Annotated in this window: 9 protein-coding genes; 5 read left to right on the forward strand and 4 right to left on the reverse strand. The window is 59.2% G+C overall.

The genetic code is table 11. From position 1 onward, the window contains the following. The first annotated feature begins 247 nt into the window (after positions 1 to 247). The 4 genes from DH10_RS29910 (at position 248) to tnpC (ending at position 4,172) form a co-directional block, all read left to right on the forward strand. Positions 248 to 1,345, forward strand: coding sequence for an AI-2E family transporter (locus tag DH10_RS29910; RefSeq protein WP_192385652.1), 1,098 nt, complete (start codon positions 248 to 250; stop codon positions 1,343 to 1,345). A 407-nt stretch (positions 1,346 to 1,752) separates the two neighbouring features. After that, positions 1,753 to 2,145, forward strand: coding sequence for an IS66-like element accessory protein TnpA (tnpA, locus tag DH10_RS29915; protein ID WP_192257477.1), 393 nt, complete (start codon positions 1,753 to 1,755; stop codon positions 2,143 to 2,145). Next, positions 2,142 to 2,489, forward strand: coding sequence for an IS66 family insertion sequence element accessory protein TnpB (tnpB, locus tag DH10_RS29920; RefSeq protein WP_192257478.1), 348 nt, complete (start codon positions 2,142 to 2,144; stop codon positions 2,487 to 2,489). Before tnpA ends, tnpB begins: the two co-directional genes overlap by 4 nt. Before the next feature lie 45 nt (positions 2,490 to 2,534). Next, on the forward strand, positions 2,535 to 4,172 hold the full coding sequence (gene tnpC, locus DH10_RS29925; RefSeq protein ID WP_192257479.1) for an IS66 family transposase: 1,638 nt from the start codon (positions 2,535 to 2,537) through the stop codon (positions 4,170 to 4,172). Here tnpC and DH10_RS29930 read toward each other — a convergent pair. The 3 genes from DH10_RS29930 to DH10_RS29945 all read right to left on the reverse strand — a co-directional run bounded on the left by DH10_RS29930 (position 4,153) and on the right by DH10_RS29945 (position 7,295). Beyond that, positions 4,153 to 4,386 carry a DUF6429 family protein gene (locus DH10_RS29930; protein ID WP_192257480.1) on the reverse strand — a complete coding sequence of 78 codons (234 nt, stop codon included), beginning with the start codon at positions 4,384 to 4,386 and terminating at the stop codon, positions 4,153 to 4,155. The genes tnpC and DH10_RS29930 overlap by 20 nt on opposite strands. 523 nt (positions 4,387 to 4,909) lie before the next feature. Continuing rightward, a complete protein-coding gene (locus DH10_RS29940) occupies positions 4,910 to 5,959 on the reverse strand; it encodes an AI-2E family transporter (protein ID WP_246506684.1) in 1,050 nt (349 codons plus the stop codon). Positions 5,960 to 6,062: 103 nt separating this feature from the next. After that, entirely contained in the window at positions 6,063 to 7,295 is a 1,233-nt protein-coding gene (locus DH10_RS29945) for a class I SAM-dependent methyltransferase (protein WP_192257484.1), read from the reverse strand. A gap of 1,460 nt (positions 7,296 to 8,755) precedes the next feature. On the opposite strand from DH10_RS29945, the gene DH10_RS29950 reads away from it, so the two are divergent. After that, entirely contained in the window at positions 8,756 to 9,328 is a 573-nt protein-coding gene (locus DH10_RS29950) for an HdeD family acid-resistance protein (protein WP_192257486.1), read from the forward strand. A 352-nt stretch (positions 9,329 to 9,680) separates the two neighbouring features. Here the strand turns inward: DH10_RS29950 and DH10_RS29955 are convergent. Beyond that, positions 9,681 to 10,885: SbmA/BacA-like family transporter (locus tag DH10_RS29955; protein ID WP_343221641.1), on the reverse strand; the 1,205-nt coding region annotated here is incomplete at its 5' end.

Consider the following 10,885-nt stretch of genomic DNA (forward strand, 5'->3'; position numbering starts at 1 on the left):
CAACAAATTAATGGGTCCTGACCCTAGCTGTACGGCCGGACAAGATCATGAAAACTAGTGCTTTGTCGCGTGGATAATTATGGATCCTGCCGAACCCGTGGCGCAGTGCTAATATTTGCTGCATTTTTTGAGATCCGCCCCTTCGCAAGGCGAACAGTCTTCGGTACCGGCCTTGTCTCGTAAGCTGCTTGGCGAACGAGGGGGCCTGGGCATTTCTAGAGAACGAGCAAGACAGCAAATGCGGACCATGATGCAATTCGACCGACCAGTCGAGCAGATCTTAGGAATCGGTGCACTGGTGCTGCTGGGAATCGGCTGCTTGGCCGTACTTTGGCCTTTCCTGTCGGCACTGCTTTGGGCGGCTGTGCTCTGCTTCTCCACATGGCCAGCGTATACCTGGTTCGAACGAACGCTGGGTGGCCGGAGGACACTTGCTGCCTTGCTCATGACCTTGCTGGTCGCACTTGTTCTGGTGGCGCCGTTTGCAATCTCAGTGGCAACGCTGGCTGATAGCGTGTCGAGCATCGTTGCCGCGGCAAATCGTGTCCTTGAGCAAGGTCCTCCTGCGCCGCCAACCTGGGTGGCGGGACTCCCGCTCGTTGGCGAGCGCTTGGCCATTTACTGGCAAGGTCTGGCATACAACGCTCCGGCTTTTCTCATCGAACTGACGAAACTGATCCGCCCAGCTACAGACATCGCTGTGGCGAGCGGCGCAGTTCTTGGAGTGGGCCTCCTAGAGCTTGCGCTTAGCGTGTTCATAGCTTTCTTCTTTTATCGGAGCGGCCCACAGATGGCGGCATATGTGCGCATTAGTTCTGAGCGCATAGCAGGCACTCGCGCCCGACATCTGCTTTCTGTGATAGGTCTAACGGTAACGGGTGTCGTTTACGGTTTGATCGGCACTGCCCTTGCGCAAGGGCTGCTGGCTGGCATAGGATTCTGGATAGCGGGTGTGCCTCAAGCACTTCTGCTCGGCTTCCTCACTTTCATCCTATCTTTCGTGCCCTTGGCCCCTCCTCTCGTGTGGGGCTCGGTCACGTTCTGGCTGTTCTTTCAGGGCGAGGTCGGCTGGGGCTTTTTCGTTGGCGCCTGGGGTTTGCTGCTCATCAGCAGCATCGACAACGTGTTGAAGCCATATCTCCTCGCGCAGGCGAACAGCCTGCCAGTGCTGCTCAGTTTTTTTGGGCTCGTCGGCGGAATTCTTGCCTTCGGCTTTATAGGAATATTCCTAGGACCGGTGCTGTTAGCGGTTGGATACAGCCTCTTCCTGGAATGGCACGCGGGCGAAAATGAGAAGCTTGTTAGCCCGCCCGATTCTATGCCATCGGTTCCACGAGAAAAATGATCGTGCAAAGGAGGTGCACGAGCCAATCGACCGGCTGGGCGACGGTCGCGAGGGCCATCGAGGAGCCGCACGCAGCCCAACGCCGGCTTTAGCCGAGGCGCCATTGGCAGGCGAACCAGCGCGAAAGCCCGGCCGGCTAGTTATACGGCCGGGCAAGATCATAAAAGCTAGTGCTTTGTGGCGTGGATAATTATGGATCCGGCCGAAACTTTCGGCGCAGCCGTGCTAATGTTCGCTGCGTTTTTTGAGATCCAATCCTTCGCAAGGCGGACACTCTCTTCGGTGCCGGCCTTGTCTTGGCATACGGTCATCGATAGGCCACCTTCGCTGTATCCCCACGGTGACGGCCGCCTTGCTGAGGTAGGCTGAAGGCTGCAAGTCCTCGTGGTAGCACTAGGAACAGTCCTATGACGACGCAGCATGTGGAGGTGATCACGTCCGTCGAGCGCCGCCGACGGTGGTCTCGTGAAGAGAAGGAACGGCTGGTTGCGGCGTGTCTGGAGCCGAACGCCAGCGTATCGGAGATCGCCCGCTCGGCGGGCATCCATGCCGGTCAGTTGTTCCGTTGGCGCAAAGAGCTCTGCCAGATCCTCGCGCCGTCGGTGCCGCAGTTCATGCCGGTGAAGGTTGTCACGGCACGGCCGGGGCCTGAGGCCGCGGAAACCAAATCGCCGCCGCTACCTCGCAAGAAGACGAGCACGGTGACGATTGAGCTTGGCCGCGGCCGGCGCATTCGTGTGGAGAGCGACATCGACACGGAGGCCTTGGGCCGGATCCTGGATGTGCTGGAGCGGCGATGATCCCGGTCCCGAGCGGTGTGAAGGTGTGGCTCGCCACTGGCTTTACGGATATGCGCAAGGGCTTCCCCGGCCTCGCATTGATGGTGCAGGAGACGTTGAAGCGCGATCCGCACAGCGGTCATTTGTTCTGTTTCCGCGGGCGGCAGGGTGGCTTGATCAAGGTGATCTGGCACGACGGCCAGGGGGCCTGCCTGTTTATGAAGAAGCTCGAACGTGGCCGGTTCATCTGGCCATCGGCGGCCGACGGCACGGTGGTGATCACGCCGGGGCAACTCGGCTATCTGCTCGAAGGCATCGACTGGCGGATGCCGCAAAAAACCTGGCGTCCGAGCTCGGCGGGATGAGCAAAACCGCTGGCATGGCGGGAGCGAATATGATTCCCTCGCGCCATGACCGATGCGGCCGATCAGCTTCCCGGTGACCTTGCCAGTGCGCACGCGATGATCCTCGCCGAGCGTGCGGCCCGCCGTGAAGCAGAAGCCGTTGCGGCTCGCGCCCAGGCCGTGAACTCGCATTCGGATGCGCTGATCGCGCGGCTCAGGCTGGAGATCGAGAAGCTGAAGCGCGAGATCCATGGCAGCCGCTCGGAGCGCAAGGCGCGGCTTCTCGAACAGATGGAGTTGCAGCTTGAGGAGCTCGAGGCCGATGCCAGCCAGGACGAACTGGCTGCGGAGATGGCGGCGCGCTCCTCGACGGTCAGGGCGTTCGAGCGCAAGCGCCCGTCGCGCAAGCCCTTTCCCGACCATCTGCCGCGTGAGCGCGTGGTCATCGCCGCACCGTCAAACTGCCCGTGCTGTGGTTCGGCCAAGCTGGCAAAGCTTGGCGAGGATATCACCGAGACGCTGGAGGTCATCCCGCGCCAGTGGAAGGTGATCCAGACCGTGCGCGAGAAGTTCTCTTGCCGCCAATGCGAGAAGATCGCGCAGCCGCCGGCGCCCTTCCATGTGACGCCGCGCGGCTTTGCCGGACCGAACCTTTTGGCGATGATCCTGTTCGAGAAGTTCGCCCAGCACCAGCCGCTGAACCGGCAGAGCGAACGCTATGCCCGCGAGGGCATCGACCTCAGCCTCTCGACACTGGCTGACCAGGTCGGAGCCTGCGCCGCAGCGCTGAAGCCGGTGCATGCGCTGATCGAGGCGCATGTGCTCGCCGCCGAGCGGCTTCATGGCGACGACACCACCGTGCCGATCCTGGCCCGCGGCAAGACCGATACGGGCCGCATCTGGACCTATGTCAGGGATGACCGGCCGTTCGGCGGGCAGTCGCCACCGGCGGCACTCTATTATGCCTCGCGCGATCGGCGGCAGGAACATCCCGAGCGTCATCTCAAATCCTTCACCGGCATTCTGCAGGCCGACGCCTATGGCGGCTATAACCCGCTCTTCAAGGTGGAGCGTGACCCTGGTCCGCTGACCCAGGCGCTGTGCTGGGCGCATGCACGCCGCAAGTTCTTCGTGCTCGCCGACATCGCCACCAACGCCAAGCGCGGCAAGAACGCCGCGCCGATCTCACCGATTGCGTTCGAGGCGGTCAAACGTATCGACGCGCTGTTTGATATCGAGCGCGACATCAACGGTCTCGCCGCCGACGAGCGCCTGGAACGACGCCAGCAGGAAAGCCGTCTTCTCGTCACCGAACTTGGGGCCTGGCTGCGAACCGAGCGGGCCAGACTGTCACGCAGTTCTCCGGTTGCCGAGCCTATCGACTACATGCTGAAGCGCTGGGACGGCTTCACGTCCTTCCTCAGCGACGGCCGGGTCTGCCTCACCAACAACGCCGCCGAACGGGCGCTGCGTGGTTTTGCCCTCGGCAGGAAAGCTTGGCTGTTTGCTGGCTCTGATCGTGGTGCCGATCGGGCCGCCTTCATGGTGACGCTGATCACCACCGCCAAGCTCAACGACATCGATCCGCAGGCCTGGCTGGCCGACGTTCTCTCCCGCATCGCCGACACGCCGCAGAACCGGCTCAGTGAGCTGCTGCCGTGGACCTGGCGGCCCGCTCGGGCGCTCATGGCGTCGGCCGCGTAAACAGCGCGCGAAACAGTTGCTCCGAGCGCTGAAGACCCTCATCCGTCAGAACCAAGGATTTTGCCTTGTTGACCGGGTCGGCGATCAGTCCCTTCCGGTGAAGTCGATCCGTCACGTCCCAGTCAAAGCCTTTCCAAGCGCACCGTTCATTGTGCAGGGTCAGCCAAAGCAGCGCCAGGACCGCATCATCAATCTTGTCGGTGTCGATCTCCATCGCTGCAGCTTAACACAGACCGCACCCGCCGCGGCCCAGACCGGAGGGACACCCTTCGCTGTCACTGCTGCGTGCGAGTGTGTAGCTTTCGAAGCCTTTCACTGAACGCATAAGCTTTTCAACGTCGGCCTTATTCTTTTCCAGAAATGAAAACAGCTCTTTGGAGCCCTTACCTGAGTAAGTTCTTACAACGACATCCATAATGGATTCCGATCGGGAATGCGTTCATCGTCTGAACGCGTCTGTGGAAAGCATCAATCGGAACCAACGGCTCCGGTCCTGCTGACCAACCCTACTAATGTGGTGCACCCATCGACCGAATGCGATGAAATAATGACTTGGGCCCCCAGAGATCTGACAAAACACCCTCGATTGGGCGGGACCCGCATGCTGATCGTGGCTATTGCTTAGGCATCCGCGTGGAGCGGCGGAAGACTTCAATGGACAGTGAAAGTTTTGCGGTCGATACCGGCATGATCGACGCTTTCCAGGCCGTTCGGTTGTCGGCAGTGTTCTCTTACCTCTAGCCTTCAAGTAAATGGCCCAAGGCCTTCAGCGGACGCAGGCGATCGCAAATGATCTTCACGATGGCCAGCACCGGGACAGCCAGGATCGCTCCGGGCACGCCCCACATCCAGAACCAGAATACCAGCGACAGAATGACCAGCACCGGGTTCAACGTGAAGCGCCTGGCGAGCAACATCGGCGTGAGCGTCTCTCCCTCGACAAGATGGATGCCGAAGTAGAGGGCTGCCGGCAACAGTGCCCAGAGCAGGCTGTCGAAGGTGAGCATTCCCGCAAGGACGAAGATGCTCATCCCGAACAGCGGCCCCAGAATGGGGATGTAGTTGAGCAGGAAAGCCGTCGCGCCCCACAAGAGGGGGTCTCCGAGCCCACAAAGATACATGGCGACCGCGGTGGCGATGCCCACCGCGGCATTCATGCCGGTAATCGTCACCAGATAGGCGGATACATCCCCCTCGATCTGCTGAGAGATATCGACTGCTTGCCGCTTCTCGCTCAGCCGCGGGAGGATCTCGACAAATCGCCGAAGGAAAGTATCGCCTGACACCATCAGGAAGTAGAGCACCAGTACGGTCGTGAACAAGCCGTCGAGGACGGCGCGCGTACCCGAGAACAAAGCGCCAGTCAGGCCGAGATCACTGCGGATCGAGACGGTCGAGCCTTTCTCTCCAGGATTGTTGGCGATCGCTTCTGCCTGTTGGATGAATTTCTGAAGCGCCTGGATCGGACCTTTCAGAACCACCAGATGAGCTTCAAGACGCGGTATCCCTTCCGGCAGTCTCTCCGCCCATGTCGCGGCAGGCCCCGACAAAGCGGCAACAAGGCCGACCAACACTGCGACAACGAGCAGGATCGGCAAGAGCGCGCCCAGGGCTCTCGGTACGTGCATACGCTCCAGTAACCGAACGACGGGTTGCAGGAGGAGCTTCAACACGAAAGCGAGAACGACAGGAAGGATAATTGAGCTTGCCACATAGGCCATCACCACGACGCTCACGGTGAACAGGCCGCCAAGAAAAAACGTCTGCGGATTGGACGGCAGCGGCATCTCCGTTTCGTCGACCGTCTGTCTCGATTCCGGCGGCGAAGGCGGGCGCTGCGGTGGTCGCACGATTGGACCCATGGTTGTGGTTCACCCTTGTCCCACTGCCTCACTCGGCAGCGCGCATATGCTGTCTCTTAGACGAGCTGTGCTCCCGTTCCCAATCAATCATATAATCACGGGTCATGGGCACGGTATCGGACCGTTTCGCAAGCTGCACCTGGAAAACTATCATGGTCCGGTATCGAAATCCGATCTCGCACAAGACGAGATAGAACTCCCACATGCGACAGAACCGCTCGTCGTAGAGCGCCGCGACGCGCTGCCAATTGTCCATGAAGCGCTTGCGCCAGTGGCGGAGCGTTTCTGCGTAGTGGAGCCTGAGGATTTCGACATCGGTGACAATCAGCCGCGAGCGCTCGGTGGCAGCGAAGACTTCCGAGAGAGATGCAAGGTCCGCACCCGGAAAGATGTATTTGCGGATGAAGGGATTGATCGGTGCCGGGGCATCCGAAAATCCGATGGCATGCAGCAGCGCAACGCCATCTTCCCGAAGCAGGCCGTGGAGCTTGGCAAAGAACTCGTCATAGTTCTTCTTGCCCACGTGCTCGAACATACCAACCGAGACGATCCGATCATACGGGCCGGTCGCCTCACGATAGTCGCGCAGCTGAAAGCGGGCGCGGTCGGCAAGGCCGGCCGCGGCTGCTCGCGCCTCGGAGACTTTGTGCTGCTCGACGCTCAGTGTAACGCCAGTAACGTCCGCGCCCGCCTCTTCGGCCAGATACAGGCCAAGCCCTCCCCACCCAGAACCTATGTCCAGTATCTTGAGGTTTGACCGGTCGAGCAGCAGCTTGGCCGCGATGTGGCGCTTCTTGTTTAGCTGCGCGGTCTCAAGATCCTCATTCCCGTTTGTGAAATAGGCGCAGGAGTATTGACGGTCCTTGTCGAGGAAGAGATCGTAGAGATGGGCGGACAGATCATAGTGATGGGCAACGTTTCGCCGCGCTCGGTCTATCGGATTGTACTGCTTGAGCCGTCGCGTCACCCCGGACAACAGCGAACACCACGACATGCGCTCAAAGTTGCGGAAGTTGATCGCCGCGATCTCTAGAAGATCATATAGGCTCCCTTCCTCGATTGTCAGCAGACCGTTCATGTAGGCTTCGCCGACCGAGAGCTCGGGGTTCAGCGCAAGTGTATAGTCGAGATGGCAGGCACCAAGCCTGACAGCACAACGCGGCGAGGAACCGTCGCCATAGTCGTGGATCCGCCGATTGCCGTCGATCAGACGTAGGCTGCCTGTCCGGATGACTGATCTGAGGATGGCGGGGAACAGCATGTAGCAAACCTTTGGACTGATCGCATATCCAGCGCGATGGTACGCGGCGGAAGGTCAATGTCCTAAGGACCTTCAGGGCCCTGCCTTCGTCGTCCAGCAAACAAGGTCATCGGTCACAATCCTGGCCCATGCGATGCATTCGCTCCGATAAAGTTGTGAGCTACAAGCGCCGCCTCCAGGTTTTTCTCGGCGCTAACGCCATTCTGGAATTCTCGGACGAGAAATCGCGCCGTGTCGGCCTCCATTCCGCCCAGGAGGTGGCGCTTTGCCGAAAGCCGAATTTGGCCAGCGTCCGAGCATTTCTATGGTTCTAGCGAGAAATCGCTGACGCCTGGAGTCGGATGACATTGCGTCCTCCCTGTATCCGGACCGGAGCGAAACGTCGCTGCCCACTGACAGCGCCGCTTTAGAAGCTGCCAACGCCACGATCTTATGCCGTGAGAGTGGGTGACGCAAACACATGCCGAGGGAAGGCGGCCCATCGCGCGCTCGCATCTATAAAGCATCGGATAAGACACGCGTTCAGAAGGCGTGAATGGAACGAAAATAGGCCGCCAACCGTTCATTGATGTTGGAGCGGTGTCGCGCGGGACGCAAGAATGAACGGCCTCCGCAGTAGATGTCGCTCCCAGGAGACTCACATGAGTATCACCACGATTCTCGTCATCGTCCTTATTGTTATATTGCTAGGCGGCGGTGGTTTTTACGGCCGCGGACGCTGGTACTAACGCAAACGCGTGCCGCTGGCATGGATTTGTACAACTCCAGCAATACTTTCTAGACGAACCGAGACTGGCCTCGATCGCACCAGTTCGGTGACGTTTTAGGATTTGTCTAGTTTGACGCCGTCAAGGGAGAAATGAATAGCCGACACGCCTATCTCCGAAGGCGTCAGACGGCAATCAGGAAGTAATAAAGAAACAGATCGCAGAGCTTCGCCGCGAAATCACCCAGGATAAATCGAAACCTTTCCGGGAAAGCCGAAGCGGCTATCGAAGCAGCACACGGTTGGTACGATCAGGCCAGGGACCAGGCCTCGCGCGCAGCTTAGCAAGTGCGAGGCCAAGTGAACCTTTTCGGCTACTGTTCAGAGTAACGGCACAATCGCTGCAGCGAGGGTGCTCGGCGGCATACTTGATCTTTTCGTCGACATCGTAATCGGCAGGAGTTCCTAGCCCGGTAACCGCTGATTGGGGCATCGTCACCGGTCGGACGCTCGTCACCAGCGTTTGCAATGCGGGCGGCGCGTTTTGTGAGCGGTGGGCGATCCCCAAAATCTGGTCTTCGATTTCGGACGGAAAGTCGTTTGCCCACCGACGTTCTCCTCTGCCATGTAACAAAAGCGTTTGTTAGTCGCTGCCTTCGTGGAGTACTCGACGCGGTTCATTTGTGGTAAATGTGTCGCGCGGCTATCTGCTGCGCAGTGAAGCCACCGGCAGAAGGTTGTTGGAGGGCAAGCCATGTCGATGTCGTTGGATGCCGCCGCAGAGGTCTTTCGTGAGGCAATGCGGCAGACGGTCAAGCGGTACTCGCTGTGGTATCTGGTAGAGGGCGTGCTGCTGGTGGTGACCGGAATTCTGGCGATGATCTTTCCTGTGGTCTCGTCGGTGGCTGTGGTCGTCCTGCTGGGATGGCTCCTGGTCTTCAGCGGGGCCTTGCAAGGCATAAGTTTGGTCGGTGCGGGCCATGTGCCTCATTTCTGGCTGCAACTCATATCTGTCATCCTGGCGGTGCTGATTGGCCTCCTCTTTCTGCGCGACCCTGGAGATGGGCTGCTGACCATCTCTCTGCTGCTGATTGTGTTCTTCATGATCGAGGGCATCTCGAAGGTAGTTTTCGCGCTCACGATACGTCCCGTCCCTAATTGGGGCTGGGTCTTGGGAAGTGGGCTGGTCGGGATTCTTCTTTCTTTGATACTGTGGGCCAGGCTCCCCGTGACGGCCGTGTGGCTGATCGGACTGCTGATGGGGATAGAGCTGATCAGCGTGGGTGCGGCGATTGCGTATCTTGCTTGGCAGGTGCGTAAGAGTTGAACATAGGCCCCACGGACGTAGCCGAGCGAGAAGCCGCAGCCTTCTAACCCGATCCATAGGCCTAGACAAAGTTACTCGTCGTCTTCCCGGCGTGAGCGTCAAATCGCGGTTTCGTAATTTGGCAAATCCTGGCCATTCACTGCTAGACTGCCGGGACCCTATTGAGTTGGGTTCGGGGGCAAGGGCGGCCAAGGACCCGTTCCCCCGCTTCGACGCTGGTCGAAACGCCAGTACTGGCGGACCAAGTTGACCCAACGGCAGCCTGAGGCGTCTGGCTCCTATTGATCGCAGACAATGGCGGTGTTGCGGGAGTCGGGCCTGGGCAACCAAGGCTTGGCGAGTAAAAGGGTCATTACAAGGGATTTCCGTCATACAGACGGCAGGACGGCCCCGGCGGGATGCGATCCAGCTGATCAAGGGCCAGTAGCAGCGAGGCGACGCGGTTTATCGAAGAAAGGCAATCTGCCAAGCCCGTGTAATTATCGACCAGCCAGTTGAGAGCCGCCTGTACGATAACGAAAGCCGCCGTCACCTGGGCAACTTCTCCAAGCGACATCGTTCCGACCAGGTATTTCGGCGCACACAGAACCCAGGCGATTACAGGGGCCAGCAGCGCATTTCCTTGCGAAACAAGCGTCGTGCGCATTAATTGCACACACAAATCCCGCCAGCGCGCCGTCACGTCATCCAGCGCCTGGCTGAGTGACCGATGTTGGTCGACCTCCCTTTGTGACCCGGAAGCAGCCACATTGCGTTCCCTCAGATGCGATCCGACCGACCGAAGCTGGGCTTCCGCTGCATTCTTGCCGGCAATAACTCTCATCAAGGGGCGGCCAACGATCGTCATGGCAAAAGTCAGAAGTGCCGAGTACGTCGCAACCGCAATAACCAGGTACTTGGGCACCGTCAGTTCACGGCCAAATATGCCAATGATGAGATCCCCACCGACGTTCCAAAGGATGCCGATAAATATTCCCGCGCTAAGCACGGCCTTAAGCAATCCAATTGCCATGCTTATGGGTGCCTCCGTTGCAATTCGTGCATCTTCAGCAATTCGGTATTCCGGGTTCTGGTCCTCGCCGACTCCAAATTGAAGTTTGCGGAAAAGGTCATTCTTCAGCCAACCGTCGATCAAATGCTGGGTCAACCATGCGCGCCATCTTCGCTGCGTCGTCATCAGCGACCAGACGCCAAGAACCGCCACGAGGATGCTGGAGCCGGCAAGTGGCAGGAAGAGCAATGCCTGAGTTCTTAGGACGGCGCTATCCCGTCGGCCAAACGCATCAAAAAAGTCTCGGCCCCAATAGCTCAGGCGATATTGAATTGCCAATTGCAGGAGCACGCTGACCATCAACAGCACAGTGGGAAACCATGCCTTCGAGGACTTAGGGCCTTTCCAAAATCCCGACGCGCTGCGCCAGAAGCGGACGATTAGAAGGCGTTGACGATCCGCCGAAAGATTCGCCATCGCGACAGTTTCTTGACGAGATGCATTCACATTTCGTGCAGCAGGCGAGGTACGATTTTCCGTAACCGCCCGGTTGTTACCGCGGAGAT

It is taken from the genome of Mesorhizobium silamurunense, from assembly GCF_014843825.1.
Taxonomy (GTDB): domain Bacteria; phylum Pseudomonadota; class Alphaproteobacteria; order Rhizobiales; family Rhizobiaceae; genus Mesorhizobium; species Mesorhizobium silamurunense.

What these genes read in the sequence shown, in the direction of transcription:
- DH10_RS29910 (WP_192385652.1), top strand. Translation starts at nt 248, where the DNA reads ATGATGCAATTCGACCGACCAGTCGAGCAGATCTTAGGAATCGGTGCA.
- tnpA (WP_192257477.1), top strand. Translation starts at nt 1,753, where the DNA reads ATGACGACGCAGCATGTGGAGGTGATCACGTCCGTCGAGCGCCGCCGA.
- tnpB (WP_192257478.1), top strand. Translation starts at nt 2,142, where the DNA reads ATGATCCCGGTCCCGAGCGGTGTGAAGGTGTGGCTCGCCACTGGCTTT.
- tnpC (WP_192257479.1), top strand. Translation starts at nt 2,535, where the DNA reads ATGACCGATGCGGCCGATCAGCTTCCCGGTGACCTTGCCAGTGCGCAC.
- DH10_RS29930 (WP_192257480.1), bottom strand. Translation starts at nt 4,386, where the DNA reads ATGGAGATCGACACCGACAAGATTGATGATGCGGTCCTGGCGCTGCTT.
- DH10_RS29940 (WP_246506684.1), bottom strand. Translation starts at nt 5,959, where the DNA reads ATGCCGCTGCCGTCCAATCCGCAGACGTTTTTTCTTGGCGGCCTGTTC.
- DH10_RS29945 (WP_192257484.1), bottom strand. Translation starts at nt 7,295, where the DNA reads ATGCTGTTCCCCGCCATCCTCAGATCAGTCATCCGGACAGGCAGCCTA.
- DH10_RS29950 (WP_192257486.1), top strand. Translation starts at nt 8,756, where the DNA reads ATGTCGATGTCGTTGGATGCCGCCGCAGAGGTCTTTCGTGAGGCAATG.